Annotated in this window: 21 protein-coding genes and 3 pseudogenes; 14 read left to right on the top strand and 10 right to left on the bottom strand. The window is 55.8% G+C overall.

What is annotated here, in order from left to right; all coding sequences use genetic code 11:
• The first annotated feature begins 22 nt into the window (after positions 1 to 22).
• A complete protein-coding gene (locus tag JFU47_RS30220; RefSeq protein ID WP_201187871.1) occupies positions 23 to 1,531 on the top strand; it encodes a tripartite tricarboxylate transporter permease in 1,509 nt (502 codons plus the stop codon).
• A gap of 623 nt (positions 1,532 to 2,154) precedes the next feature.
• On the opposite strand, the gene JFU47_RS30215 is transcribed toward JFU47_RS30220, so the two are convergent.
• The 9 genes and pseudogenes from JFU47_RS30215 to JFU47_RS30175 form a co-directional block, all read right to left on the bottom strand.
• Positions 2,155 to 2,574, bottom strand: a complete 420-nt coding sequence (locus JFU47_RS30215; protein WP_201187869.1) for an organic hydroperoxide resistance protein — start codon at positions 2,572 to 2,574, stop codon at positions 2,155 to 2,157.
• 205 nt (positions 2,575 to 2,779) lie between these two features.
• Positions 2,780 to 3,286, bottom strand: a complete 507-nt coding sequence (gene msrA, locus JFU47_RS30210; protein WP_201187867.1) for a peptide-methionine (S)-S-oxide reductase MsrA — start codon at positions 3,284 to 3,286, stop codon at positions 2,780 to 2,782.
• Positions 3,287 to 3,366: 80 nt separating this feature from the next.
• Positions 3,367 to 3,552 (bottom strand): annotated as a pseudogene (locus JFU47_RS30205) (GFA family protein); the annotation flags it as partial.
• Positions 3,553 to 3,598: 46 nt separating this feature from the next.
• Positions 3,599 to 4,591: a LacI family DNA-binding transcriptional regulator gene (locus JFU47_RS30200; protein ID WP_123368775.1), complete on the bottom strand. Its 993-nt coding sequence runs from the start codon at positions 4,589 to 4,591 to the stop codon at positions 3,599 to 3,601.
• Positions 4,592 to 4,666: 75 nt separating this feature from the next.
• Positions 4,667 to 6,169, bottom strand: coding sequence for a glycoside hydrolase family 32 protein (locus JFU47_RS30195; protein WP_201187865.1), 1,503 nt, complete (start codon positions 6,167 to 6,169; stop codon positions 4,667 to 4,669).
• Positions 6,166 to 7,311, bottom strand: a complete 1,146-nt coding sequence (locus JFU47_RS30190; protein WP_201187863.1) for a sn-glycerol-3-phosphate ABC transporter ATP-binding protein UgpC — start codon at positions 7,309 to 7,311, stop codon at positions 6,166 to 6,168. Before JFU47_RS30190 ends, JFU47_RS30195 begins: the two co-directional genes overlap by 4 nt.
• Before the next feature lie 27 nt (positions 7,312 to 7,338).
• Positions 7,339 to 8,181: a carbohydrate ABC transporter permease gene (locus JFU47_RS30185; RefSeq protein WP_008074255.1), complete on the bottom strand. Its 843-nt coding sequence runs from the start codon at positions 8,179 to 8,181 to the stop codon at positions 7,339 to 7,341.
• The gene (locus JFU47_RS30180; RefSeq protein WP_140894347.1) at positions 8,178 to 9,140 is read right to left on the bottom strand and encodes a carbohydrate ABC transporter permease; all 963 of its coding nucleotides are present in this window, start codon (positions 9,138 to 9,140) and stop codon (positions 8,178 to 8,180) included. The genes JFU47_RS30185 and JFU47_RS30180 overlap by 4 nt, the downstream gene beginning before the upstream one ends.
• Before the next feature lie 21 nt (positions 9,141 to 9,161).
• Positions 9,162 to 10,436 carry an ABC transporter substrate-binding protein gene (locus tag JFU47_RS30175; RefSeq protein WP_201187861.1) on the bottom strand — a complete coding sequence of 425 codons (1,275 nt, stop codon included), beginning with the start codon at positions 10,434 to 10,436 and terminating at the stop codon, positions 9,162 to 9,164.
• 168 nt (positions 10,437 to 10,604) lie between these two features.
• Here JFU47_RS30175 and JFU47_RS30170 point away from each other — a divergent pair, with 168 nt between their 5' ends.
• Complete coding sequence (locus JFU47_RS30170) at positions 10,605 to 12,170, top strand: carbohydrate porin (RefSeq protein ID WP_201187859.1); 1,566 nt, start codon at positions 10,605 to 10,607, stop codon at positions 12,168 to 12,170.
• Between the two features lie 65 nt (positions 12,171 to 12,235).
• Positions 12,236 to 13,144 carry a carbohydrate kinase family protein gene (locus tag JFU47_RS30165; protein WP_201187857.1) on the top strand — a complete coding sequence of 303 codons (909 nt, stop codon included), beginning with the start codon at positions 12,236 to 12,238 and terminating at the stop codon, positions 13,142 to 13,144.
• A 228-nt stretch (positions 13,145 to 13,372) separates the two neighbouring features.
• On the opposite strand, the pseudogene JFU47_RS30160 reads toward JFU47_RS30165, so the two are convergent.
• A pseudogene (locus tag JFU47_RS30160) lies at positions 13,373 to 13,678 on the bottom strand (histidine phosphatase family protein); the annotation flags it as partial.
• Between the two features lie 359 nt (positions 13,679 to 14,037).
• Here JFU47_RS30160 and JFU47_RS30155 point away from each other — a divergent pair.
• The 11 genes and pseudogenes from JFU47_RS30155 to JFU47_RS33690 form a co-directional block, all read left to right on the top strand.
• The gene (locus JFU47_RS30155; RefSeq protein WP_201187855.1) at positions 14,038 to 15,306 is read left to right on the top strand and encodes a cystathionine gamma-synthase family protein; all 1,269 of its coding nucleotides are present in this window, start codon (positions 14,038 to 14,040) and stop codon (positions 15,304 to 15,306) included.
• A 139-nt stretch (positions 15,307 to 15,445) separates the two neighbouring features.
• Positions 15,446 to 16,885, top strand: coding sequence for an amino acid permease (locus JFU47_RS30150; RefSeq protein ID WP_201187853.1), 1,440 nt, complete (start codon positions 15,446 to 15,448; stop codon positions 16,883 to 16,885).
• 50 nt (positions 16,886 to 16,935) lie between these two features.
• Positions 16,936 to 17,826, top strand: a complete 891-nt coding sequence (locus JFU47_RS30145) for a LysR substrate-binding domain-containing protein (protein WP_140681253.1) — start codon at positions 16,936 to 16,938, stop codon at positions 17,824 to 17,826.
• 18 nt (positions 17,827 to 17,844) lie between these two features.
• Positions 17,845 to 19,233, top strand: a complete 1,389-nt coding sequence (gene thrC / locus JFU47_RS30140) for a threonine synthase (protein ID WP_201187851.1) — start codon at positions 17,845 to 17,847, stop codon at positions 19,231 to 19,233.
• On the top strand, positions 19,230 to 19,667 hold the full coding sequence (locus JFU47_RS30135; protein WP_008154112.1) for an Lrp/AsnC family transcriptional regulator: 438 nt from the start codon (positions 19,230 to 19,232) through the stop codon (positions 19,665 to 19,667). Before thrC ends, JFU47_RS30135 begins: the two co-directional genes overlap by 4 nt.
• A 156-nt stretch (positions 19,668 to 19,823) precedes the next feature.
• The gene (locus JFU47_RS30130; protein WP_201187849.1) at positions 19,824 to 20,864 is read left to right on the top strand and encodes a homoserine dehydrogenase; all 1,041 of its coding nucleotides are present in this window, start codon (positions 19,824 to 19,826) and stop codon (positions 20,862 to 20,864) included.
• Between the two features lie 13 nt (positions 20,865 to 20,877).
• On the top strand, positions 20,878 to 22,296 hold the full coding sequence (locus JFU47_RS30125) for an aldehyde dehydrogenase family protein (RefSeq protein WP_201187847.1): 1,419 nt from the start codon (positions 20,878 to 20,880) through the stop codon (positions 22,294 to 22,296).
• A 579-nt stretch (positions 22,297 to 22,875) separates the two neighbouring features.
• Complete coding sequence (locus JFU47_RS30120) at positions 22,876 to 24,438, top strand: sensor domain-containing diguanylate cyclase (protein ID WP_201187845.1); 1,563 nt, start codon at positions 22,876 to 22,878, stop codon at positions 24,436 to 24,438.
• Positions 24,439 to 25,426: 988 nt separating this feature from the next.
• On the top strand, positions 25,427 to 26,200 hold the full coding sequence (locus JFU47_RS30115; protein WP_201187844.1) for a ParA family protein: 774 nt from the start codon (positions 25,427 to 25,429) through the stop codon (positions 26,198 to 26,200).
• Between the two features lie 166 nt (positions 26,201 to 26,366).
• Complete coding sequence (locus JFU47_RS30110; RefSeq protein WP_201187842.1) at positions 26,367 to 26,582, top strand: hypothetical protein; 216 nt, start codon at positions 26,367 to 26,369, stop codon at positions 26,580 to 26,582.
• A 94-nt stretch (positions 26,583 to 26,676) separates the two neighbouring features.
• Positions 26,677 to 26,781 (top strand): annotated as a pseudogene (locus JFU47_RS33690) (GGDEF domain-containing protein); the annotation flags it as partial.
• Between the last annotated feature and the right edge of the window lie 8 nt (positions 26,782 to 26,789).

The raw sequence follows: 26,789 nt of genomic DNA, 5'->3' as shown, positions 1-26,789 counted from the left end.
CGGACCGAAGGAGGTAAACACCGTGGAAACTCTCGCGAACCTGGCCATTGGTTTTTCCGCTGCGCTGACACCGATCAATTTGATGTGGGGCTTTATCGGCTGTTTGCTCGGCACCGCCATTGGAGTCTTGCCGGGTATTGGACCGGCGCTGACGGTGGCGCTACTGCTGCCGATCACCGCCAAGGTTGATCCTACGGGCGCCTTGATCATGTTCGCCGGTATCTATTACGGCGCTCAGTTCGGAGGCTCGACCACCTCTATCCTGCTCAATACGCCCGGTGAGTCGTCCTCCATGGTCACGGCCCTGGAAGGCAATCTCATGGCGCGCAACGGCCGGGCAGGACCGGCCCTGGCAACGGCTGCGATAGGCTCATTTGTTGCCGGCACCATCGCGACGGTGTTGCTGACGTTGTTTGCCCCTATTGTTGCCACGCTGGCGCTCAAGTTTGGTCCTGCCGAGTATTTCGCGATTCTGGTGCTGTCCTTCACGACGGTGTCTGCGGTACTCGGCGCTTCAATGCTGCGCGGTTTTGCCTCGCTCGGGATTGGACTGACCATCGGCTTGATCGGCCTGGACTCGACCTCGGGCATTGCCCGCTACACCTTGGGGGTGCCGGAGTTGGTCGATGGCATCGAAGTCGTGCTCGTGGCGGTCGGTTTGTTTGCAGTGGGTGAAGCCTTGTACAGCTTGCTGTATCAAAAAGAAGAGGCGTCGAACCGGCACCGCTTGACCTCGTTGTGGATGACGCGCGCTGACTGGAAACGCTCGGTCCCCGCCTGGCTACGGGGCACGTTGATCGGATTTCCCTTCGGGTCGATTCCGGCAGGAGGCGCTGAAATTCCGACATTCCTGTCCTATTCGGCAGAGCGCAAACTGAGCAAGTACCCGAAAGAGTTTGCGGGCAGCAAGGGCGAGGGGGCGATCGAGGGGGTTGCCGGTCCCGAGGCGGCCAACAACGCAAGCGCGACGGGTTCGTTGGTGCCGCTGCTGACGCTCGGCATACCAACGTCCGCTACTGCGGCGATTCTGTTGGCCGCGTTCCAGAACTACAACCTGCAGCCGGGGCCGATGCTCTTTCAGACGTCGGGGGAACTGGTCTGGACCCTGGTGGCATCGCTGTATGTCGGCAACGTGATCCTGTTGGTGTTGAATCTTCCGCTGGTGGGCCTGTGGGTCAAGCTTCTGCAGATTCCCCGGCCGTACCTGAACGCCGGCATTCTGGTGTTTGCCACCATCGGCGTGTACGGCATGCGTCACTCTTCCTTCGATCTTTTGCTGATGTTGGCGATCGGTTGGGGCGGGGTGCTGATGCGTCGTTTCGATTTTCCCGTCGCCCCTGTGATCGTCGGCATGCTGCTGGGGCCCATGGCCGAGAAGCAGCTGCGCAATGCGTTGTCCATCAGCGAGGGAGACTGGCTGGTGTTTGTGACACAACCGATATCGGCCGCGTTTCTCGCGCTAACGCTGCTGGTGCTGGTGGTTCCGCACCTGCTTCACGCCCGCGGTATCAAGTTGCATGAGGACGATTGAGCGGATTGGCCAGCGCCGTCTATGACGAAAAGGCTTACCTGCAGGCTTTAATACGGCGGGGATCAACATTGATAGAGGCACCGGTGGAGGTGGCGGCGGGTTGACGGAGAGGCTCAGGGCGTGAGGGGGCGTGCACCGCAAAAGCGAGGCGGCCTACCGGCCGGCCTGCCTCTTCAAGCGTACGCACTCCCCTGTGGGAGCGAGCCTGCTCGCGAAGGACGTCAACGATGACGCGTGCTGTCTGAATGAACGCGGTGTCCGGACGTTTTTCGCGAGCAGGCTCGCTCCCACAGGTACAACGCCAGGCTTTTGATCTTGCTTTTGATCTTGATCTGCCCCGTCGGAAGGCCGAGCGCAGGTTCTGCGTAGTGGGCACCGCGGCAAGGATGCCGCGGTAGCCGCCCCCGGCCATGGATGGCCGATGGCGGCGGGCCCACGGAGCAGGACCGGAGCGAGGGCATGCCGAGCCTAGGCGAGGCACCGTACGTCAGGGGCAAAAGCGTTTGGTTACTTGGCGCTTTTCCAAGTGACTCGCTGTAAAAGCGAAACCGCCAGCCGCCATCACCGCAGAAACGGATATGTACCCCGATCTTAAGTGAACAGCGCCGCACGGCGTGCTTTGGTTAAACCAGATTGATCGTGACGTCGATGTTGCCACGGGTCGCCTTGGAGTACGGGCATCTCTGGTGTGCGCCATCCACCACCGCCCGTGCGACAACGGGGTCCAAGCCCGGAAGGCTGACATTGAGGCGTGCCTGGAGGAAAAACGCGTCTTCGGTCTTGCCCAGGTCCACTTCGGCATCGACTGCAATGTCGCTCGGCAGGGTCACCTTCAACGCGACAGCCGCCTTACCCATTGCACCGATGAAACAGGCCGACCAACCTGCAGCCAGCAGCTGTTCGGGATTGGTACCACTCCCTGACGAGCCGGGCGCGGAAAGCTTGATGTCCAAACGTCCATCGTCACTTCGCGCCTCGCCGTTACGGCCTCCGGTCGTGTGGGTCTTGCCGGTGTAAAGCACGGTATCGATTTCATTGATCATGAGGTGGCTCCTGCTGGGGGGTGGGCTCTTTAGCCTGGGTTCATCGGAGAACGCCAGGTGTGCGACGCCGCCCACTTTTTCACCTTCATGTACTGCGTATGTGTCCTGATTCAGTGGTTGTGTAACGCTGTGTAAGATCACCCGCAAACATACAGAACGATACAAATCATCTGGCCTCCTGACCCTTCGCAGATGCGCCTCACCATCACCCTCGTTTAGGCAGTTTCCAGTCTGGCCGAATGAAATGGCAGGTGTAACCGTTGGGGTAGTGTTCGAGGTAGTCCTGATGTTCCGTTTCTGCTTCCCAGAACGGGCCTGCGGGCACGATTTCAGTGACGACCTTGTCGGGCCAGAGGCCGGATGCATCAGCGTCGGCCACCGTGTCCTCGGCCACTTGCTTCTGTTCATCGTTGAGATAGAAGAGTGCCGAGCGGTAGCTCATACCCACATCGTTGCCCTGACGATTCTTCGTCGTCGGGTCGTGGATCTGGAAGAAAAACTCGAGGATCTGGCGATAGCTGATCTGGTCCGGATCGAACACGATCTCGATCGCTTCCGCGTGCGTGCCATGGTTGCGGTAAGTCGCATTGGGTACATCGCCGCCCGAGTATCCTACCCGCGTGGACACTACGCCGGGGTAGCGTCTCAGCAGGTCCTGCATGCCCCAGAAGCAGCCACCTGCCAGGATGGCAGTTTCAGTTCGCGTCGTCATAGTACGGTCCCTCCCATCAGTGAATTTGGGATCAGGTATCAATGTACCTCATGTGCTTTCGTTTTTTTGGCCGAAAGTTCTCATTCCGTCTGCGGCCAGCGATCCTCAATCTCATACCACGGCGCTTTCGATACAACCCACACGTGTTTCTGTTTTTCACTCAGGAACGGCGTATCCAGGGTGCCTATCGCCACGGACATCCAATCTGAAAACTCGCCTTTGGAATCAGACCAGAACAGCGAAGAGCCGCAGTCGCCACAGAACTGGCAAATCGAAAGCAAGCGGGCGTGCAATCACCGAATTAGCTCATTCTTATAGTGATGCCCTGACCACTAATGGACAATCAACTGGCTGAGCTCCCGATACCTCAATGGTCTCGATCAGGTGCCGGGCAGCCTTACGACCGATCTCGTAGTACGGCAGTTGCACTGTCGTCAACGGCGGGATGAACAGCTCAGCGATACCGATCATGTTGTCATAGCCGAGCACGGCGACATCGTCGGGGATTTTCAGGCCTCGGCCCAACAACAGCTGATAGGCACAAAACGCAATGCGGTCGTTGCCACAGATCAGAATGTCGAATTGGGGATGACCATCAATGATGTGCCGGTCGAGGATGGCTGCGGTTTCACCATAGGCATCATGATCGGAAAGGTCGTATTGCAGGAGTGCGTCAGGCGCAAGGCCGAATGCCTGACAGGCACGCAGCAAGCCTTTTTGTCGCAGGTCCCAGGCCAGACTCTGTTTTGGCAGATTGATACACAGAGGGCGCCGATAGCCTTGACTCAACGCGTGATGTACGGCTCGATACTGCCCCGTTTCGTCGTCGGGCACATAACTCACCAGGCGACTGTCATCCGCCAGGCAATTGGCGAGTACCAGGGGTTTGCTCTTCAAGCGCTCCGGAATGCACACCTGGCGAAATCCCATGGCGCTGAAGATCAACCCGTCGGGACGGTGCGACAACATCAGGTCGATGTTCTGGTCGGTGGGCGGGTTGCTCAACAGGTTAAGGATGAACACATTCCAGCCCGCCTGCTGTGCGGTCTGTTCGATGGACAGCAGCAACTCGACCGCAAACGGTGTGGTCGCGGTGTCCAGGGCGAACACACCGATGGTGCGCGACTGGAGGTTGTCGCCGCGCATCCTGCGCGCCGACAGGCTCGGTACGAATTGCAGTTCATCAATGGCGCGACGTACCCGCTGAAGGGTTTCGGGGCTCAGTTTTTCCGGGTTGTTGAGCGCTCGAGAAACCGTCATCAGGGACACGCCGGCCAGCTGTGCAACGTCTTTCACTGAAGTCATGCGAGGCGAGGCCGGTCAGGTTGACGCAGAATCATGACACAGGGCCCGCGCTTCTCGCGACTCGAATGACGCTGCTCATAGCCATCCCGAGGCGAGCGGCCATGCTCTGGGAATGGAGACATGCCCGCCACTCCCGCTGGCCAGCAGCTTCACGCCCAGACTGTCGGGCCGCGGATAGAGGCGACTGCTGAGGCTGAAGCGTCCGTTTTCGTCGAATACCTCGATGGACGAGCGATCGAGGAACACACGCAGTTCCAGCTGCCCCTGTGTCGGGTCTATCGACACGCTGCGCTGACCGGTGACTTGCGCACCCGAGCGGCTGCGGTCAAGCACCAGGCGCTGCAGCAATGCATCGTAGTAAAGCAGGGTTTCTTCATGACCATCATCGCTGCAACGCAGGGCGATTCCGAGGTGGCCGTCGGTGCAGCCGAGCAGATCCAGATGCACATGGATTTCGAGCATATCGCCATTCACTTCCGGCACCTGCCGGGTTCCCGACTCACCCCACCAGAGCGTGCCCGGCAATGGCGCTTTGCGCAGAGCGGTGAGCTCCCGTGCCGGATACACGCAAAGGCGATCGGCGCACAGTTCAAGTTCGCGCGGCAAACCGAGCATGCCGCACCAGTGATGGGCCTGGCTCGGCATCGGGCTTTCCCACATGTCGAGCCACGCCCACACAAGGCGCCGACCGTCGGCGGCCAGGAGCGTTTGCGCGGCATAGAAGTCGTGGCCGTTATCCAGCTCGATAAAAGGCCCGCCCGTGAAGTGCCATTCGCTGTCGAGTCGGCCCACTCGATAACCGGTCTGGTATTTGTTGAGCCGTTCGTAACCCTCGGATTGCATGCCCTGGGGGGAGTAGAGCAGCACATCGCGTCCGTTCAGCCGGAACAGATCCGGGCACTCCCACATATAGCCATCGCCTTCGCTGCCGCCAGACACATAGTCGAGGAACTCCCAGGTGTGCAGATCGGTGGAACGGTACAGCGGGAGCAACGGCACATCGCCCAGACGTGCGCCGGCAATCAGGTACCAACAGTCATCTTCCTGCCATACCTTGGGGTCGCGAAAGTGCATGATCGTGTCTTGCGGCGCGGTCTCGATGACGGCGCCATGTTTGACGAACCGGATGCCGTCGACGCTGGTGGCCAGGCACTGGACTTGACGGATGTAGCGTTCGTCACCCACGTCCGCCAACCAGGTATGCCCGGTGTAGATCAGGGCCAGGGTATCTCCACACACCACCGCGCTACCGGAAAAACAACCGTCACGGTCGAAGTCATCGCCGGGTGCCAGCGCAATGGGCAGATGCTGCCAATGGACCAGATCGGCACTCTTGGCATGCCCCCAATACATCGGGCCCCATTTTGCTTCGAAGGGGTAGTGTTGATAGAAAACGTGATATTCGCCACGAAAGTACACCACCCCGTTAGGGTCGTTCATCCAGCCCGCCGGAGGGGCAAGATGATAACCGGGCCGATAATCGTCGATGACGCGAGACAGACCATCACTCAGCGCATGCTGCGCAAGGTCAAGGGCGCAAGACATTGGGTCGTTCACAGGATTCAAATACACAGTCATAGGGCGCTTGCTCGTGCCGAGCGCAGAGGGACGCCATCCGGCAGGGTTTCAATGGCTTGTGGGTGGCGCCTCAAGGCCGCGCCGTCGGCGTCGAACAGGTGCAGGTTGTCGATGTCCAGCTGCAGCTCAACCCGATCGCCTGCTTGCCATCCGGCGCTGACTTCGCAACGACAGATCAGTGGCTCGTCTTGACCTGTCTCGAGGTGCACATAGGTTTCGCTGCCCAGGTATTCGACCGCGGTAACGACGACGCCAGCTGCTCCATCCGCCGCCTTGAGCGACACATGCTCCGGGCGAATCCCCAGGCTCAGCTGCGTGCCCGTCGCCAGGTTCGAGCTGTCGAAAGGCAGGGGCGTGATACCCCATACGAGGGTATCGACCAGGCTGGTTTCGCCTGGCGTCTGCAGGCGCGCCGGCAGAAAATTCATTCTGGGCGAACCGAGAAAACCGGCGACAAAGCGACTGGCCGGGCGTTCATAGAGTTCGCGCGGTGAGCCGACCTGTTCTACGCGCCCGCCGTTGAGCACGACAATTTTGTCGGCCAGGGTCATCGCTTCAACCTGATCGTGGGTGACGTAGATCATGGTCGAGCCCAGCCGATCATGCAGTCGGGCAATTTCGTTGCGCATCTGCACCCGCAAGGACGCATCCAGGTTGGAAAGCGGCTCATCGAACAACAAAATGTCCGGTTCCCGCGCCATGGCTCTGCCCATGGCCACACGCTGACGCTGCCCACCGGACAGTTCCTTTGGCTTGCGTTGCAGCAGTTTGTCCAATTGAAGGATCTGCGCCGTTTTCAGCACCCGCTCGCGCAAGCTGCTCTTTTCAGTCTTGGCCAGTTTCAGGCCAAAGCTGATGTTGTCGTAGACGCTCATGTGCGGGTACAGCGCATAAGACTGAAACACCATGCCGACGCCACGCTCGCGTGGTTCCAGATCGTTGACCCGTCGCCCGTCGATCAGCAGCTCGCCGCCGCAGATCGAATCCAGTCCGGCGATCAGTCGCAGCAGGGTCGACTTTCCGCAGCCCGAAGGGCCAACGAACACCACGAATTCACCCGCCGCGATTTCCAGGCTGACGTCGCGAAGAATCCGCATGCCGCCCAATTGCTTGTTCACGTTGTCCAGTTTCAATTTGATCACGATGCTGTTCCTTGTAATTGTCGGGCATCAACCCTTTAACGCGCCGGCAGTGAGACCGGAAACGATGCGGCGCTGGAAGATCAGCACCAGAATCACCAGTGGGACGGTGACCACCACCGAGGCGGCCATCAACAACCCCCAAGGCAACTCATGAGGGCTGCCGCCGGAAATCAAGGCGATGGCGACCGGCACCGTGCGTTGCGTGTCGGTGAGGGTGAAGGTCAGGGCAAACAGGAACTCGTTCCACGCTGCGATAAAGGCCAATAAGCCAGTGGTGACCAGTGCGGGCCAGAGCAGCGGCAATAGCACGCGGGTCAGAGTGACCCAGGGCGACGCGCCATCCATGATTGCCGCTTCTTCCAGTTCATGGGGCAGTTGCCCCATGAACGTGGTCAGCACCCAGACGGTGAAGGGCAGGGTGAAAATCGTGTAGCTCAGGATCAATGCCCAGGACGTGTTGTACAGGCCCAGGGCGCGGATCACTTCGAACAGCCCCGACAGCACTGCGACCTGGGGAAACATCGACACGCCAAGGACCATCATCAAGACCGTGCCACGCCCGCGGAACTTCACCCGGCCCAAGGCATAGGCAGCGGTCAGGCTGAGGAACAGCGCCAGCGTCACCACGCACAGTGCAACCACCAGCGAGTTGCCGATCGCCCGCAGGAATGAGGCTTGATTGAGCACCGCCGCGTAATTGGAGAAGTCGGGGTTTTCGATCCAGTAGCTCACTTCGAACAAGGCGCTGGACGGCTTCAGCGAAGTCACGATTGCGTAGTAGAAGGGGAAGACCGCATACAGCAGCAACACCCCGATCAGACACCAGAATCCGAGGCGCAACAGCGCTTTTTTCAATAGGCGCAGGTTCATGACCGGACCTCCAGTTGACGGCGTCCGAGGTAGAGATAAAGCATGGCGATTACCGCAACCACTAAAAACAACAACGTCGAGGCCGCACTGCCGTAACCAACGTCCTGGAACTCCACCAGGTGCTGGCGGGCATACACCGACATGCTCATGGTGCTCGATGAGTTCGAGGTCAGCACATAGATCACGTCGAATACCCGCAGGGAGTCGAGGATGCGGAAGATCGCCGCCACCAGCAGTGCGGGCATCAGCAGGGGAAGCGTGACACGCCAGAACACCTTCAGCGGATGAATGCCATCGACCCTGGCCGCTTCGTAGCAATCGCTAGGCAACATCTGCAAGGCCGCCAGCATCAGCAGCGTGACAAAAGGGACGGTCTTCCAGACGTCGACGATGATCACCGCCCACATCGACAGATCCGCATCTGCCGTCCAGGCCAGAGGGGCGTCAATCAGGCCGAGACTCAGCATCATGTGATTGATGATGCCGAACTGGTCGTTAAGCATCCATGACCAGATCTTCGCCGAGACAATGGTTGGAATCGCCCACGGAATCAGAATCAACGCACGCACCAGAGAACGGCCGGTGAACTTGATGTTCAGCAGCAACGCCACCAGCAGTCCCAGTACGACTTCCAGTCCCACCGATACCACGGTGAAATGCAAGGTGTTGCGCACTGCGTTCCACCATTGTGGATCGACCAGAATGCCCGACCAGTTGGTACCGTTGTGGAACAGATAATTGCTCAAGCCAATGAAGGTTCCGCCACCGGTGTCCGCCAGATTGGCGTCGGTCAGGCTGAACCAGAATGTGCGCAGTAGCGGCCAGGCTGCCACCAGGGCCAGACACAGCAACATCGGCGTCAGAAACAGCCAGGCAGCGCGTACTCGGCGTCGTTGTACGGGCGTTTCCCTGGTGAGCAGGAGCTCGTCACAGGGGGCATGGGTAGAAGAGACAGACATGGTGATTTCCTTCCTTGTGGCTTACCAGTTCCGGCGTTTGATGCGCGTGAGTTCACTTTCCAGTTCGGCCAGCGCCTGATCGACAGGCAACTCGCCCGCCAGCACGCCATGCACTCGATCGAAGAACGCATTGGAGACCCGTGGATAGCGATCGGCAGTGATAGAGGCGGGGCGCATGACCCCATCGTTGAGAATGCTGTGCAGCTGACTGTAATAAGGCATTGCCGCGAGCAGTTCGGGATCTTGATAGAGCGACTCGATAACCGGGTTATAGGCGCCTATCAGGGCACGATGTTTTTGCTCTTGGGCACGGGTCAGATAGCTCACCAGCTCTGCGGCAAGTTTTGGATGGGCGCTGTAACGCGATACCGCCAGACCCCAGCCACCAAGGGTGGAGGCATGGTTACCGGACTTGCCGCCGCGGGGCAGGGGAGCGACGCCGACCTTGTCTTTTACCGCACTGTCCTGGCTTTGCACCAAGGCCCAGACATACGGCCAGTTACGCATAAACAGCGCGTTGCCCGACTGGAATACGCCACGACCTTCTTCCTCGGTGTAATTGAGTACGCCACGCGGGGAGATGTCTCCTACCCAGCTTTTCGCCAGGGTCAAAGCCGTTCTTGAGGCCTGACTGTTGACCACGATGTCACCTCGTGGATTGACCAGCCCGCCTTCCGGTTGGCTGCTGATCCACTCCAGCGCATTACACGTCAGACCCTCGTAGGCGCGCCCCTGAAAGATGTAACCCCACGCATTGGGATTCCCGGCGTTGCGCTCAGCCTGTTGAACATCCTTTGCGGTAGAGGTCATTTCCTCCCATGTCTGGGGAACCTGCTTGTCGTACTTCTCGAGCAAGTCCTTGCGGTAATACAGCAGGCCCGAGTCGGTGAACCACGGCATCGTCACCAGCCGCCCGTTCACCGTGGCGTTATCCACCTGTGCCTGGAAGTAGCCTTGGGTCGCGTTGGCTGGAAGCACCTCGCGCAGATCCATCAGGTGTTTGGCGAGCATTCCCGGCCACACCATATCGATTTGAATGATGTCGATGTCGGCGGACTGCGCACTGAGGATCTGCTGGTAGAACGATAACCGCTCGGTCGCCGAGTTAGGCGTGGAAACCACCTCGACGTTGTTGCCGGTCTGTTTCGACCACGCCTCGACAGCCTCCTTGCAGAGTTGTAACTCCGCACCCACCGCACCGCACGAGATCGTCAAATTGGCTGCGCTCGAGAGGGATGGAAGCCCGGCGCAGAGGGTGAGCAGTGCCGCTGGAAGAAGAGATTTCAGATGTTTCATAGAGCTCCCTTTATTTTTGTTTTTAGAAAAGTTAACGTTAACATCGCCAAATGTAGCAGCGTATTTGCGATGAGGCATCCTTTTTTTCGTCGATTACGACAATTCACAACTCACGAAAAATGGCCGGTCGCGGTAACAAAACAATAAAAACAAAACAGGGAAATCCACATGCAGAAAGCATCAGGCTGGCTCCTCGCAGGCGTGCTCGGCACCTCCGCGGCAACCTCTCAGGCCGCGACTCTGGAAGAACGCATGGCCGCGTTTGAAGCTCGCACCAGCGCAGCGGAAAAGCGTGCGGCCGCAGCCGAACAGCAAACCCAGGCGCTCGCCAGGGAATTGCAGCAGATCAAACTCACCACTCCCGCCTTGCAGCCGACAGCAACCACGGCGACAACCGTTGCGGCGCCCACGCTGGATACCCGACTGGCAAAACTCGAAGCCCGTCAGCAAAGCATGGAAAAGCAGGGCAGCAGCGGCCATCTCACGGACGGCTTCAGCTTTAAGGGTTATGCCCGTTCCGGATTGCTGATCAACGATGGGCTAGGTGGTGGTCGTGGCGGCCCTTATACAACCCCGGCCGGTTCAGTCGGTGGCGCCGTCGGGCGACTCGGCAATGAAGACGACACCTACATGCGCATCGACCTGTCGAAAGAGGCCTATGCGCAGAACGGCACCCATTCAAAATTCACGGTGTCCATCGCCGATGGAGTGGAAAGCTCCAATGACTGGACGGCCGACGAAAGCAACCTGAACGTGCGTCAGGTATTTACAGAGCTCGACCATCTCGCTGCATTCAAGGGTAATTCAGTGTTCGAGAACGCCACTTTGTGGGCAGGCAAGCGATTCGATAGAGACAATTTCGATATCCACTGGCTGGACTCCGACGTGGTCTATCTGGCCGGCACCGGAGGTGGCATCTACGATGTGCAGATGAACAAGAATTGGCGCTCGAATTACTCCTTGATCGGGCGTAATTACGGGGATTTCAGTGAAGGAGGTATCAACGCCGATGTGGAAAGCTACATCCTGACCTCCAACCAGTTCTTCGACAGTGGTCAGTGGCAGTGGATGTTCAACGCCATTGGTTCAAAGAAAAACGACTTCGGCACTCGCAGCAATGAAGCGGGCCTGACGCCTGCGGATTCCGGCTTGCACAGCATGCTGGCCAATCACCAGAAAAACTTTTTCGGCAGGGAAGGCTTCTTCAAAACGGCACTGCTCTATGGGCAAGGCCTGGGGGCAGAGGTCAAGAACATCGGTTCGGATGGCGAACTGATCGACGATGCCCGCGCTCTGCGTCTGGCGCTTTATGGTGAGACACCCATTGCACCCGGCTGGCGTATCGGCCCCAGCTTGTTGGCCGAACAGAGCAAGGACAGATACGTCAAGGGTGACGACTACCGCTGGATGACCCTGAACGTGCGGTTGGCCAATGCAATCAACAGCAATTTCGAGATGGCCTACGAAATGAGCTGGCAAACCATGGATCTCGACCCCAAGGGCTACCTGCAGCGCAATGCGGTCGACGGTAACTTCTGGAAATTCACGATCGCTCCAACATTCAAGCCTGACGTTGGAGACCTTCTCACACGTCCCGAATTGCGAGTGTTCGCAAGCTTCATGAACTGGTCTTCGGATCTGGACAGATACAGTTCCACAGACAACTTCGGCAAGACGGACTTCAACGCCGGAGGTGTGTGGCAATACGGGATACAAATGGAAACCTGGTTTTAATAGTTGAACGCGTCCGGCCGATCAGCCAGCAGTTATCCCTACGACAAAAAATTGAGGAAATGACGATGGTATTGCCTCGCGCAGTAGTATTTGGCGAAGCCCTGACTGACCTTGTCCAGGGTGTCCCTGGACAGTGGAAAGGCTATCCAGGCGGCGCGCCCTGGAACGTGGCACGAGCGCTAAGTCGCTTGGGCGTCAGCAGCGCCTTTGCGGGTTCTATCAGTACGGACTCTTTGGGCGACGAAATCGCCTGGCAATCAGAGGAGGCAGGCCTGGATATGCGATTTATCCAACGGGTAGACCGAGATCCTTTGGTCGCCATTGTTCCATCGAGCCGTCCGCCAAGATACTTTTTTGCTGGAGAGACCGATCTGTTTTTTGATCCGGATCTGATGCCCGAAGGATGGAGCAACCAAGCAGAGCTGTGTCATTTCAGCTGCATCAGTTTGGCTCGACAGCCACTCGCAGACAGGCTGGTTAAAATAGCTCAGCAGGCCAAAGAAGCCGGTAAACGGATTAGCTATGATCCGAACTGGCGCAATTTAATGGATAGCCATTATCGGGAGCAGACCTTCCCTACGATGACTACTCTTGCTGACATGATTAAGCTTTCCGACGAAGACCTTCGGCACATTTATCCAGGGCTGACCGAGCACCAGGCAATGGATGAACTTCGTGCTCTTAATCCTCAGGCGCAGATCCTTTTTACCCGAGGGGAGCACGGGATGATTCTCCACACCCCGAACAGCCAACTCGAGCAGCTGGCTATTGCCGTGAAAGTGGAAGACACGGTTGGAGCAGGAGACGCTTGTATGGCTGGTTGGTTGGCTGCGGAGTTGCTGGGGATCGCAGACTTGGGAGAGCGCTTGCGATTTTCAGCGGCTTGCGCATCCATATCTTGCCGCCATGCCGGAGCCCATTCTCCTGCGCTAGCTGATGTGGAAGGTTTACTGGAGCTGCTAACACATACCTGACCATGGCCTTGTCCTGAGCCGTTGGCTTGCTGGTGTACGGCTTTCGTTCTGGTTCAGGTTTGGCTGCATAGGTCGTTATCGCTTCAGGATCGCGCTGTAGCTTTTCTTGAACTTGAGACTCCAGCATCGTACGAAGTGTGTGTGCCTTAACTCTGATTCATTCGATAGGTCGTCGCGCTCCAGTAACGGTTACCGTTGCTTTTTTTGCGAGTCCATCCGGCTGCTTCCAACTCGGAGAATAAATGCCCACGTAAACGGTGAAAGGCGCGGCAGTGTCCATCGTCCATAGGGCAGCTGCGCCTCGCAGAAAATCTCATCTATAAGGGTGGGCTGAAGGCCCAGCGCCCGAACAGATGTCAGCGCCCGGGGCGCACTGCTCGACACGATCACTTTGGCGGTAACGGCCAGCTCCAAACTAGCCTTAGGGGCGGGCTGGTTGATGATTTCGGATAGGTCGTATTGCTCGATCCAGCGTTTCATATCGAGCGCTGAAACCTTGTCGACCACAACCAGATCCGGCTGGCCATGACGCATTAAGATGATTTCCCTGTCCACTGTAATTACGTCCTTGTTTTGTTCTCTCGCGAATTCGTAGGATGCGCTCCTACGGGTATTTGAAGCGCAATGAGCGTGCCTGAATAACACAACATAGGGACGCGAGAGTATCAGCCAGAAGTGACGTGAGCGTCCGCCCATCAAATTTTCTGTGACTAAACGGGCGGCCACCTATGTGGCAGTAACTTGCCAATCTTGGCCCTTTCATATCGATCAGCCATTAAAAAAAGCACCCCTCAGCCCCAGATAACATGATTTTTCACACGTTCAAGTCTTCCATATAGTCATCACAAGCCCATTCGGAACACATCTGTGTTTCATCGATGCGAGATAGACTTATGGATGACAAGATAAAACCCGGCCATAGCCAGAATGCTGGTTTGGGGACGCGAGTGGTTTGGGGGGGAGAGCAAGTTCAGCATCCCTACAACGCTACCCAGACTCCCATCGTAGTCAGTGCCGCCTACGGTTACCATGACATCGATGAATGGTATGACGTGGCATTGGGTAAAGAGCCTGGCTTCATTTACAGCCGCATGAGCAACCCGACTGTCTCTGTCCTGGAAGACAAACTCTGCGAGCTTGAAAGCGCAGAGTCGGCTGTCGCTTTCAGTACCGGGATGGCTGCAATCAGTGGTGTGCTGCATACCTTCCTGTCCTATGGTCAGCGTGTGGTTTCTACCCGCGACAGCTACGGTGGTACAAACAAGATCTTTGAAGAGTTTCTCCCTCGCATGGGAGTCGAAGTCACGCTTTGCGATACCCTCGACATAGAAGCTATCGAGCATGAGATCGCAAAAGGCTGCAATGTCCTTTACCTGGAAACCCCGACGAACCCAACACTGAAAGTTCTGGATATACGACGTCTAGTGACGGCGGCGAAGCGTGTTGGGGCGTTGGTCATAGCAGACAACACGTTCGCAACGCCCTTGAATCAGAATCCCCTTACTCTCGGGGTAGATGTGGTGGTGCACAGTGCTACCAAGTTCCTGTCCGGTCATGGCGATGTGCTTGGCGGTGTGGTCTGCGGCAACGAGCATCTTATGACTCAAGTTCGCCATTACCGCGAAATTAATGGGGCCTCGCTGGATCCGTTCTCGGCTTATCTCATCATCCGGGGCATCAAGACTCTGGCTTTGCGTCTCCGCCAGCAACAGGTGAGCGCGCAAGCACTGGCCGAGTACCTATGCACCGAGCCGCTGGTTGAGTCTGTGAACTATCCGGGACTGCCTCAACATCGAGGTCATGTCATTGCTCGCTCGCAGATGCGCGGATTTGGCGCAATTGTCAGCTTCGTGCTGGTAGGGGGCATGGACACAGTGACTCGTTTGCTACCGCTGCTTAAGTATGCCCATCGGGCAGGTAACTTAGGAGCGGTTGAAACCATCTACGGGCCGGCACGGACAACCAGCCACGTGGAAAACACCTTGGAGGAACGTGAGGCACTTGGAATTTCTGAGGGCTTGGTCAGGGTTTCCGTAGGTATTGAAGATACGGCCGATTTGTTGGCTGATCTTAAACAAGCATTCACGTTAGTTCGCAGTAAACAAAGTCATGCAAGTCACCATGCTGGTAACACCGAGCGTTTCACTAAGGTGGGAACCTGAGCTTGGGTAAGACGTCCGGTTTTATGATCGGACAGTCTTTCATGAATGGTGAAAACAATAACAACTAGCGACAATCTAATTGTACTGCTTAATAGCCGGTGCAAGAATTTTTGTCCGAACACTTCATGAGAATATAGCGATGTCCACTCAAATAAAAAACGATCAGTCCGATCCAGGGTTAAACTTTAAGAAAGAGATGCAAACCCGCCACATTGTTATGTTGGCGTTGGGCGGTGTAATCGGTACGGGATTATTCCTTACCTCCGGCTACACCGTTAATCAGGCAGGGCCGCTCGGCGCAGTGATTGCCTACATCATCGGTGCGGTGATGGTGTATTTGGTAATGGTCTGTCTCGGTGAGTTGGCAGTACAGATGCCAGAAACCGGATCTTTCAGTACTTATGCAACTCGATACTTGGGCCCAGGTACGGGTTATACGGTTGCCTGGCTGTACTGGCTCACTTGGGCAGTAGCTATTGGCTCTGAATTTACGGCTGCGGGTATCCTGATGGTTCGGTGGTTCCCTGATACACCGGTCTGGATTTGGAGCGCGTTTTTTGCCATTGCAGTATTTTTAAGCAACGTTGTATCTGTTCGTCTGTTTGCGGAGACTGAATTCTGGCTTTCGCTCATTAAAGTTCTGACCGTCATCACTTTTATCGTAATTGGTGGTGGGGCTATTTGCGGTCTCTTCCAAGTACAGAATTTGCAGGGCGCCGGACTCTCCAACTTTACCCGTGAAGGGCTTTTCCCTACAGGGTTCTTACCCATTGCGATGACACTCCTAGCTGTCTCCTTCGCATTTTCTGGGACTGAGCTTATCGGGATTGCGGCAGGTGAAGCGCAAGATCCTCAGACAAGCGTACCCAAGGCGATCCGGACGACGGTGGTACGTCTGGCGCTGTTCTTCGTGGGTACGATTTTTGTCCTTGCGACCTTGCTGCCCCGCGAGCAGGCCGGCGTCATCGAAAGTCCATTCGTGATGGTGTTCGAGCTGATTGGTATCCCGTACTCAGCTGACATCATGAACTTTGTCATTCTTACCGCGCTGGTTTCTGCGGCTAACTCAGGGTTGTATGCGGCTTCGCGCATGCTTTGGACGTTGAGTGATCAAGGTCACATGCCTAAGCGCTACGCCACGCTTTCGCGTCGGGGTACACCGGTTAACGCGATCGTTTTGAGTATGGCGGGTGCGATGGCCTCGCTGCTTAGCAGTGTGCTTGCCCCTGACACTGTTTACTTGGCTCTAGTGTCGATTTCGGGCCTCGCGGTCGTGATCGTTTGGATGAGCATCGCTGCGAGCCAAATCGCATTCCGACGCCAATACGTCGCCAATGGCGGGCGAGTTGAGGATCTGCATTTCCGTGTGCGCGGCTACCCTTGGGTTCCTATTGGTGCTCTGTTGTGTTGCTTGCTCGCCTGCGTCGGCATTGCTTTTGATCCTGAGCAGCGAGTGGCGCTTTACTTCGGTCTTCCGTTTATCGCGTGGTGTTACTTCGTTTATTGGATCACTCGCAAGAAGCGAGAAGAGCGGTTGGCATTAGCAGCGGCTGCACATCATTCCGCTGGTGCTGCGTGAGTAGCTCAGGCGATGATTGAGCAGAGATAAGTCCCGATGAGGTTGCGCCGATGAGTCAAAAATCACTACCGCCCTTGAATTGGCTGAGGGCATTCGAAGTGTCGGCGCGGTATTTGAATTTCACCCATGCAGCGGAGGAGTTGCACCTGACTCAAGGTGCAGTAAGTCAGCAGATCCGTCAGTTAGAGGGGCATCTCGGAGTGGCGCTGTTCAAGCGCCTACCCCGAGGGCTTGGCTTGACTGAAGAAGGGCAGTCGTACCTGCCGGTAGTACAAGACGCGATCAGCCGTCTTGCAGTGGGTACAAACGAGATTTTTGGCCAGCACAATCGAAGGCATGTGAAGGTGCGTGGCAGTCTTTCCTTCCTTCACTATTGGTTGGCCCCTCGGCTCGCAGATTTTTGTCGAGAGTTTCCCCAAATCGACATCCGATATATCAGCAACATTTGGGTGAAAGAACCGGATGGAGAGGATGACCTGGAGATTCGCTGGGGATGCGGGGAGTGGTCGGGATTGCACTCTCAACGATTAACTTGGGACATCCTCCAGCCCGTTTGCTCGCCAGAGCTCATGGCCAGCTCACCGATACGTGAGCCCCGCGATTTGATGAACCATTCTTTGCTGCATGTGTTGGGGTACGAGGAAGGTTGGGGTTACTGGTTGAAGCGGGTTGGAGCAGACGATGTCGACTATTCCCGTGGTCTTCAGTTCGACACACTGATTTCCACAATCCGCATGGCAGAACTAGGTCAGGGCGTTGCCTTAGCGCGGTCTTCCGTAGTGGAAGATTTGCTCAAGAGTGGGCACCTGATTGCTCCATTCAGTCACCGAATCGAGGCCAGCGAGTCTTTTTATCTAGTGCGTGAGCAGGCCGAGGAGCTCTCGCCTGATGCCGCAACTTTTTCTACTTGGTTGGTGGCTCAAGCCCACCGCCTTTTGTAATTCTGATCTGGAGTCATCATGCATTACGTAAGCACACGCGGCGGTGACGTGCGGGCGGACTTTCGCAGTGTGGTTCTGTCGGGGCTCGCCGAAGATGGTGGTCTCTATGTCCCCGCAAGTTTGCCTGTCTTCACTGAGAAGCAGATTACCAGCTGGTCGTGGCTACCATTCGATGAGTTGGTCTGGCGAGTGGTCTCACCCTACGTTGGCTCTTCCATGGACGAAAGCACTCTGCGTGCTTTGCTGAGCGACAGCTATCGAAACTTTAACCACCGCGCTATTACGCCGCTTGAGCAGATTGGCCATAACGAGTGGATACTCCAGCTGTTTCATGGCCCAACTCACTCCTCCAAAGATTTCGCTGCGCAACTGCAATCGCGCTTAGTGGAGCATTTCTTGGGCGAGGTCGGTGGAGAGGCGCTGATCGTCGGTGCGACCAATGGCGATACTGGGCTGGCTGCGCTAGAGGCGTTTGCTAACTGCCCAGGTACTCGGATGGCGATACTGTATCCGCGCAATGGGCTACCGGCTGAGCAACTCTCTGCTCTGCAGGCGGCAGACCCAGAGCGGGTTCAGCTTTTTCCAGTAGACGGTAATTTCGACGACTGCCAGACGTTGGTCTCTCAGCTCTTCCGGGACTGGCCGTTAGATGGGGTAATACCGATCTGTTTCAACTCCACCAACTGGGTCGGCGTCCTCGCACAGATCGTTTTCTATTTCCACGCTGCCTTGCAACTGGGGGGCGGGACACGTCCTGTAGGCTTCAGTGTTCCAGCAGCCAGCTCTGCTGAGATCTACGCCGGCTACATTGCTCAGAAAATGGGATTACCCATCAATCAGGTGATCATTTCTACTAACAGTAATGATGCACTTCACCAGTTCATTCATCGCAATCGCTACTCGACCCGAGTGAGCAACCGAACGTTGTCTCCTGCGATGGATTTCTCCCTGTTCTCCAATTTGGAACGGTTCATTTGGGAACTGTATGGGCACGATGGGAGCTCAACGAAGGCGCTAATGGAGCATTTTGAGGACTGCGGCGAGTTAAGCATCGGCAACCAGCAGTGGCTCCGGGCCCGAGTTCTGTTCGATTCCTATGCAGTAGACGAATCACAGGTTCGCGACGAAGTCGTCAAGTTGTTCCGTGAGACTGGGTCTGCAATTGATCCACATACCGCTGTAGGTGTGCTGGCTGGCCGAATTCATCGACGCAGTCTGGGGGCTCCAATGGTGACCTTTGGGCAAATTGCTCCGGCCAAGTCTGCGGCCCTATTGTCCGAGTTAGGAGTCTGGCAGCGAGAGGTGCCAACAACTCCTGACATTTTTGCTCAGCCACCGTACTTGGCTAAAGGAGATCTGGACGGTCTATGCCAGGCCCTCTTGTTGGCGCAGCAGAGGCACCTATGAAGCGCATTCTGGATCCGCTGGATGAGCGCATACTTGCCGAACTCACAGCGAATGCTCGAATCGCCCATGTTGAGCTGGGCGCCAAGGTCAACTTGTCTCGCAATGCTGTGCGGCAGCGCATTGAGCGTCTTGAGCGAGACGGCGCCATCCAGGGTTATACGGTACGTCTCGGTGATTCCCGACGGCCTTCTTCGCTGATCAGTGCAGTGATCTTTGTCTACCGCTACGACCGCATGCGTGGAGAAGAGGTACTTGCCGCGCTGCGCTCGCTCCCCGAAGTGGTTCAGTGTGAAGTCTTGAGTGGTGAGTTTGATTTGATGCTTCGAGTTAATGCAGCCTCTCCCGAACGTGTCCACCTCGTTTGGAAGGAAATCTCTGCGATGCCTGGGGTGGAAAACACCGTCACCTCATTCGTCCTTTCTGCAGTGTTTTGAGCACAAAAAAACCAGGGGCGTTTCTGTCCCTGTACGCACCTCGTCTTTCTGTACGGGCAAAACGGCCAACAAATACAGCACTCTGCCATATTCAACTGCCAGAGCTCGGCTCTTAGGATGTTCCTATCGAACAACATCAATAAAGGAACAGCTTTTATGACTGAGTACAAAATTGCCTTGGTAGGGTTTGGTGGCGTGAACCGTGGCTTCGCCCAATTGGTCGCCGATCGTAATGCCGAGTGGAAAGAGTCTTTGGGCTTCACTATCAAAATTGTCGGAGTCACTGATCTGTTCCTCGGCTCCATCGTTGCTAAAGTCGGTCTGGATGCAAAGCAGTTGGTCGCGGTGCCCGTTGAAAAAGGTGCATTCGCTCAACTGCCTGGCGGCAATGCTGAGGCCTTCAACGAAACCGTAATCAAGCATTCTGGTGCTGACATGATTGCTGAAGCCACCTTCACCAACCCTGTCGATGGTGAGCCCGCTACTACGTTCTGCCGCTGGGCACTGGAAAGCGGCATCCATGTTGTGACCACCAACAAGGGGCCAATTGCGTTACACGGCGCTGAGCTTAAGGATTTGGCTCGTCGTAATGGTGCTGCCTTCGAGTACGAAGGTTCGGTTATGAGCGGTACGCCAGTGATTCGCCTGGCAAGACAGGCTATGGCTGGTGCAGAGGTTCAAGGCTTTGAAGGCATCCTGAACGGGACTTCCAATTACGTGCTGACCCGCATGAAGGACGGCCTGACTTTTAACGACGCAGTCGCTCAGGCCCAACAGCTCGGCTATGCCGAGGCCGACCCAACTGCCGATGTGGAGGGGTTTGACGTCCGACTCAAGGTAGTGATCCTCGCCAACGAACTGCTCAATGCTCGATTGAGCGTCAGCGATGTGGCTTGCTCAGGGATTAGCAGCATCAGTCCTGAAGACATCGCTCAGGCAAGTGCCAACGGTGCAAGTTGGAAGCTGATCGGTTCTGCAAATCGCGAAGTTGATGGCTCGGTTCGAGCGAGTGTGGAAGCTCGACTGCTGCCGAATTCGCATCCTCTTGCAGGAATTTCCGGCGCCACGAACGCGGTGTCGTTCAACACTGCGCTGCTGGGTGCCGTCACTGTATCCGGCCCAGGAGCAGGACGTATCGAGACTGCCTTTGCTTTGCTGTCAGACATCATCGCCATCCATACCACCCACGGCAAGTAATAGGAGAGTAGTCATGAGCGTATCCAGCATGGCCAGCATCCAGCTTGTTGATGCCAAACAGATTGATGTGTTCAGTCCATTCGATGGTCGCCTGGTGGGAAGCGTACCTTGCCTCGATGCAACCGCTGTTCCTGGCTTGCTGGAGCGTGCGCGAATTGGCGTGCGTGAGAGTGCGGCAATGCCTCGTCACCTTCGTGCACGCATCCTTGAGGAAACAGCCCGGCGTGTAGAGCTCGAGGCTGAAGCGTTTGCCAAACTCATTGTTGCAGAGGCGGGAAAGACGCTGCGACAAGCAGAGAAGGAAGTGAAGCGTTGTGTGAACACGCTGAAGCTATCGGCGCAAGAGGCTCGTCGTAACGCCGGGGAAGTGATTCCATTCGAGGCATATGAAGGCTCCGAATCGCGCCAAGGCTGGTTCACTCGCGAACCGTTGGGGCTTATTGTCGCGATCACCCCATACAACGATCCGCTGAACTTGGTCGCCCATAAACTGGGCCCGGCTATCGCCGGTGGCAATGCTGTGATCTTGAAACCCTCAGAGCTCGCACCGTTGTCCGCTCTCAAGCTGGTTGAGTGCTTGGTGGAGGCGGGTCTACCCCCGTCCGTGGTAACCCCGGCGACCGGAGGCGTCGATCTGGGTAAAGCATTGGTGGAGCTGCGAGAAGTGCGGATGATTTCCTTCACGGGTGGCTTTGCCACTGGAGAGTCCATTGCTCGAAGTGCAGGCTTGAAGAAGCTGGCCATGGATCTGGGGGGGAATGCACCGGTTCTAGTGCTTGATGACTGTGATCTTGAACCGACCGTAGAGTCTTGTGTATCTGGTGCCTTCTGGGCAGCAGGACAGAACTGCATCGGCACGCAGCGCATCCTCGTACATAGTTCGATCTACGAAGGTTTCCGTGAACGCTTTGTCAGCCAAGCGCGTGCATTGGTACTCGGTGATCCTGATCAGCGAGCAACGGATGTTGGTCCGATGATTACGGAGCAGGCGGCTCGTCGCACCGAACAATTGGTGAATGAAGCGCTGGCCGAGGGTGCTCTTCTCCTGTGCGGACACCATCGCCAAGTGGGAAGCTATTCGCCGACCGTGCTGGAGCGTGTCAGCCATAACAGTCGGATATGGCAGCAGGAAGTCTTCGCGCCGGTGGTCATCCTGGAGCCTTTTGACCACCTGGATGATGCTGTTGCTCTGGCCAACGCCCCAGAGTACAGCTTGCATGCGGGACTGTTCACACGTGATCTTTCCAAGGCCTTGAAATTGGCGCGGCAAATTGAAGCCGGAGGGGTGATGATCAATGACTCTTCCGATTATCGTTTTGATGCCATGCCTTTCGGTGGCTTCAAGTACGGAAGTCTGGGACGAGAAGGTGTTCGGTTTGCTTATGAGGACATGACGCAACCCAAAGTGGTCTGCATCAACGAAATGGGTTGAGCCTTCATAACTAATTACCGTCAACCTTTACATCGGGTGAAGTCGATCGTCCCGTGACACCCGATGTTTTTTTTCTCGACACTGACTAACCCGCTCGCTGTACCTGGTGAGCGTGTGCCAGCGCGACGTCCTTCAGTAGATGGTAGACCTCGCGGGCAGAGTGAAGGGAGATTGTGTTCAGAGTATTCCTTCCTAATGAGGCCCCAGCGCTTCAACAGTTGATCGCCTTAAGTGCTCATGTCTATCCATTCAACGATTCACTTCCGCCGCTAAACGTGTGCGCCAGCTCCCCATTGGCAGACTGCGTAGAATTGGGCTTGTGTAATGGGAGTAGAATTCGCCCTACTGAGTAATGGCGGATTGCCCTAGAATCAATTTGTTCTGTTGTCGCAAGCGAAGCCCGCAACGTTGAAAGCGTTATCACTCGAAAGGCTGAGATTTTAGACCGAGCGCAATAAATGGTTAGATCAGGCACGCAAGCCGCATGAAAGTACGACAAGGACGAGACGCGATGGGGAGTAAGGATTCGAGAGGGGCTGTCCAAGACACCGTGCACGCTCTACGTGTTGGTCAACCAGGATGATATTCACTAAAAGACGCAGTTCTTTAGTGGGGTTCATTATTCTGGCTGTCGCTCTGGTTGGTTTTTCGGCCATGTTGCTGTTGAAGTCTGAGACCCAACGGCGAGAAACGCGTTTCTCTGAATACGTGCAGAATATTTCCGGCATCGTGCGCAATCAGCTTGATACCAATGAAGCTGTGTTGTCGGGTTTCTCAGCATTTCTCCAGGCCGTCGATCAGAGCGATACGGAAGCTGCGGCCCGTTATGCGGCAGCCGTTTTATCCGCGTACCCTCATATTTACATGCTCGAGGCGGCGAGGGCAGTGCCCATCGCTGAGCAGGCTGCCTTTGAAGATCTGTTGCGCCGCACTTGGCGGCCAGACTTTGAACTCAAGGATTTCCCGAGCCTCACTCAGCAACCGGCCCAACATCAGGTCTATCTCAGCGAGACTTGGCCTGTGTTGTTCATGTACCCGTTACTCCCGGAATCCAGTGCGATCTATGGCGTCAGGCTAGAAACCGTCGCCTATCTCTCTTATGCATTGGCTCGTACCCACAATAATCAGAAGCCCGTTGTATCACCTGTTTTCTCAATGTATGAGGGCGGCAATGCTTACATTCTGATGCAGTCAGTCAGTAGGCCTGAACAGCTGCGAGAGAACACCCGCCCCAATTTTTTTGGTAGCACTATGGTGTCTTTGCTATTGATCAAAACGGGATCGTTACTGGACGCTGTAAATTATGCGAACGTAGATCATCTGGTTCATATCAGTGCTGTCCTGAAAACGGTAGCAGGGTCTGAAAGTAACGTATTTTCTACAGAGATCGAGCAAGCCGGTTTCCTGGATCGCCTTTTCCTGCCGCTTCTGGCTGATCGGGTCGAGATCAGGAGTGTTTCACAACCGATGACCTTGTTGTTTGAGCGTCAGTTGCGTTTAGGGGATGTTTTGACTGCGGAAACATTGATAATCCTTGCGGTTCTGGCAGGGGTACTTGTGCTGATGTCAGTGGTATTGATTCGGCATTTCAAGGCGATTGAAAGAGCAGAGGTCGAACACGAACGCTCGGCCTATCTCGCAACTCATGACGTGCTCACTCAACTGCCTAATCGCTACCTTTTCGCAGATCGTTTTGATCAGGCCTTAGACGATTGGAAAGTAAAAGGAGTGAAGTTTGCCGTGATGCTGATCGACTTGGATCACTTCAAGGAAATTAACGACAAGTACGGCCATGAGATCGGCGACGAAGTCCTGCGAACGGTCGCAAATCGCATGCTTCAGTCCACTCGCTTATGTGACACCGTTGCACGGTATGGCGGAGATGAATTCGTGATTCTAATTACCGATCTTGCTAACCCAGATAGCGCTGAACTGAAGGCGGCGAGGGTGCTCGAAACCATCGCGCAGACAGTCGTGACCAGCGCAGGAGAGCTTTCAATATCGTGCAGTATTGGAGTCTCGCTGTGTCCTATCCATGGCCAGAGTCTCGATACATTGCTCAAGGCGGCGGATCAGGCCATGTATGGCGTCAAGCAACTGGGGCGAAAGGGCGTTGCATTGACTGAAATTCGTGCGGTCTGAGTTCTCTGGTTTCCTTGACACTTCCACGCAGCCGTCAGTGAACCGTTCACGTTCAGATACCAAGGTAGATTTCCTCGCTCCAATCTCAAGTCCACGCGTGCAAGTGCTCGTACCTCCAGCTGATTCCTCCGTGGAAGAGGTTAGCGTAGCAGCAGTAAAATTTTCAGGAATAGATGCTTTTCAAGCAAGTAGATGTGCCGGGGTAAGGCAGATCCCGAAACTTTTTTACGATGCTTCCAATCGACTCATGTCGCTCGTGCTTTTCATCGGAAACTGACTGCGGTCGCTTGCGATGATGGCTCATAGCCGCTAATAGTGAGGAGGTGCTTGGAGAGGTCGTGAAGATGATGTCGAGATTTGTTGTTGTCCCTGCAATCCCAACGGAAACGGGATCAATGCGTAACGGATCGCGCTTCTACTGTCAGACTGCACCTATAGGCTTCAACCTCTATGACAATGAGGAGAAGCTTCGGCTGAAGACTACCTATCAGACCCGAGAAGAAGCCGAGGGAGAGTGTCAGCGGCTTAACCTTGAGCGGCTTCAAAGCGTCCTTTCGGAACGGGAATCCGTGACTGCGTTATAGGCATTCACTCCTGCATAGTCATCAGGCGCCCGGTTTTCGAAACGAGTGGACCAGGAGCTCGCGGAAGCACGACCTACACCACTCTGACGTGGATGCTCGGCATTCAGGAGCGAGACAATTTATGACCGCGCATCGTGCCTCTCTTTTCCCCGACCGCTGACGGCTAGCTGCAATGAGGCGTTTTGCTAAATGGTCATCAACCCCGTCTCAGAGTCGTTTGTAAATCCTCATTCTGGTTGCGCCGATTCCATTGCTATGACGTTGTATCGCCAGGCCATCCCTCTAGCCCAGCCCTTCCGTCAATCGCCGTCGTAAAACTGAAACATTACGGTCATAGAATTGACACGACTTCTTACACCTTCTTTCAATCGGCCTTTGGCCTTTTTCATGGATGAGCAAGCCCCATGCGTCGTGTTGTATTCAATCAGAAAGGGGGCGTTGGAAAATCCAGCATTGCCTGCAATCTTGCCGCAGCGAGTGCTGCCGAAGGCTACCGAACGCTGCTGGTTGATCTCGATCCTCAGGCAAATTCGACACACTATCTCACGGGCCTGATCAACGAGAGCATCCCTTCGGGCATCGCCGATTTTTTCAAACAAACACTATCCGGCGGCTTCGAAGGTAGAAGGAATCGCGTGGTCATAACCGAGACCTCTTACGACAACCTTCACTTGGTGACTGCCAGCCCTGACCTGTCAGACCTCCAGTCAAAACTCGAGTCCAAATACAAGATCAATAAGCTGCGCAAGCTACTGGTTGAACTGTCCGAGGACTATGAGCGCATCTATATCGATACACCTCCGTCACTCAACTTCTACACATTCAGTGCTCTGGTGGCTGCGGACAGTTTGCTGATCCCATTCGATTGCGACAGCTTTTCTCGCCAGGCGCTGTATCGCGTGATCGCGCAGGTAGAGGAGCTACGTCTTGATCACAATGAATTACTGAGAGTGGAAGGGGTGGTGGTCAATCAGTTCATCGGGCGTACCGGCTTGCACCAAAATCTCGTTGATGAGCTGTTGGCAGAGGGTTTGCCTGTGCTACCGGTTTACCTGAGCAGCTCCGTCAAGATGCGCGAATCTCACGAAGTTTCAGTACCCATCATCCATTTGGCCCCTCGGCATAAGCTTTCTCGGGAGTTTTTTGGTTTGCTGGATGCTCTGGAGCGAGCCGCTTAGCTTTATCAATGACGGGTTGCTACAAGCGTAATCGACCCCTCAGGTTGTCCGTCCAGCTAACGTCAAATGAGCCGGAGCCGGTGATTCAAGCCAGTTCGTGCAGCTGAAATACTGTCGAAACATTCTGGCCATATGATTCGCGTCACTGAAATCCAGGGAGTTGGAGATGAATCGACCATCAAGAAGCATGCGCAAACTGCTCGACTCCGTCGCCACTAACAATGAGGTAGCGGCGCTCGATATGATGCGCGCAGCAGAGCAGCTCCAAGACGAAGTGCTACGCCAACGGTTGCTCAACATGATTCACCGACTCAACCAGGACGCTATTGACTTACGAACGGCGCGTGACGATATCCAGGGCGGAGCCATAAAGCTCGCGTGATCCCGGTGAAGTCTCTTGGTCTGCATGCCGCACTGGTCTCTTGGGCCAAGGGCGTGTTGACCCGTCCCGAGCTATCCCGGTGGGTCAGCCGGGTATTTTCCTATCCCAGTTGCACTCAGCGGAAAATGAAATAAAGAGTCTGAGAGAGAAGCTCGAGCAAGCCCAACTGGCTGCATCTTTGGATGGTCTGACTAAGGTGGCGCAACC

Source organism: Pseudomonas sp. TH39(2020), assembly GCF_016650715.1.
Taxonomy (GTDB): domain Bacteria; phylum Pseudomonadota; class Gammaproteobacteria; order Pseudomonadales; family Pseudomonadaceae; genus Aquipseudomonas; species Aquipseudomonas mandelii_C.
Note: the sequence above shows the minus strand (reverse complement) of the source record. Positions and strands in the feature narration are given on the sequence as shown.

Bases quoted from the DNA above. Each gene is read 5' to 3' on its own strand.
- JFU47_RS30215 (WP_201187869.1), bottom strand. From the start codon at position 2,574: ATGATCAATGAAATCGATACCGTGCTTTACACCGGCAAGACCCACACG.
- msrA (WP_201187867.1), bottom strand. From the start codon at position 3,286: ATGACGACGCGAACTGAAACTGCCATCCTGGCAGGTGGCTGCTTCTGG.
- JFU47_RS30200 (WP_123368775.1), bottom strand. From the start codon at position 4,591: ATGACTTCAGTGAAAGACGTTGCACAGCTGGCCGGCGTGTCCCTGATG.
- JFU47_RS30195 (WP_201187865.1), bottom strand. From the start codon at position 6,169: ATGACTGTGTATTTGAATCCTGTGAACGACCCAATGTCTTGCGCCCTT.
- JFU47_RS30185 (WP_008074255.1), bottom strand. From the start codon at position 8,181: ATGAACCTGCGCCTATTGAAAAAAGCGCTGTTGCGCCTCGGATTCTGG.
- JFU47_RS30180 (WP_140894347.1), bottom strand. From the start codon at position 9,140: ATGTCTGTCTCTTCTACCCATGCCCCCTGTGACGAGCTCCTGCTCACC.
- JFU47_RS30175 (WP_201187861.1), bottom strand. From the start codon at position 10,436: ATGAAACATCTGAAATCTCTTCTTCCAGCGGCACTGCTCACCCTCTGC.
- JFU47_RS30170 (WP_201187859.1), top strand. From the start codon at position 10,605: ATGCAGAAAGCATCAGGCTGGCTCCTCGCAGGCGTGCTCGGCACCTCC.
- JFU47_RS30165 (WP_201187857.1), top strand. From the start codon at position 12,236: ATGGTATTGCCTCGCGCAGTAGTATTTGGCGAAGCCCTGACTGACCTT.
- JFU47_RS30155 (WP_201187855.1), top strand. From the start codon at position 14,038: ATGGATGACAAGATAAAACCCGGCCATAGCCAGAATGCTGGTTTGGGG.
- JFU47_RS30150 (WP_201187853.1), top strand. From the start codon at position 15,446: ATGTCCACTCAAATAAAAAACGATCAGTCCGATCCAGGGTTAAACTTT.
- JFU47_RS30145 (WP_140681253.1), top strand. From the start codon at position 16,936: ATGAGTCAAAAATCACTACCGCCCTTGAATTGGCTGAGGGCATTCGAA.
- thrC (WP_201187851.1), top strand. From the start codon at position 17,845: ATGCATTACGTAAGCACACGCGGCGGTGACGTGCGGGCGGACTTTCGC.
- JFU47_RS30135 (WP_008154112.1), top strand. From the start codon at position 19,230: ATGAAGCGCATTCTGGATCCGCTGGATGAGCGCATACTTGCCGAACTC.
- JFU47_RS30130 (WP_201187849.1), top strand. From the start codon at position 19,824: ATGACTGAGTACAAAATTGCCTTGGTAGGGTTTGGTGGCGTGAACCGT.
- JFU47_RS30125 (WP_201187847.1), top strand. From the start codon at position 20,878: ATGAGCGTATCCAGCATGGCCAGCATCCAGCTTGTTGATGCCAAACAG.
- JFU47_RS30120 (WP_201187845.1), top strand. From the start codon at position 22,876: ATGATATTCACTAAAAGACGCAGTTCTTTAGTGGGGTTCATTATTCTG.
- JFU47_RS30115 (WP_201187844.1), top strand. From the start codon at position 25,427: ATGCGTCGTGTTGTATTCAATCAGAAAGGGGGCGTTGGAAAATCCAGC.
- JFU47_RS30110 (WP_201187842.1), top strand. From the start codon at position 26,367: ATGAATCGACCATCAAGAAGCATGCGCAAACTGCTCGACTCCGTCGCC.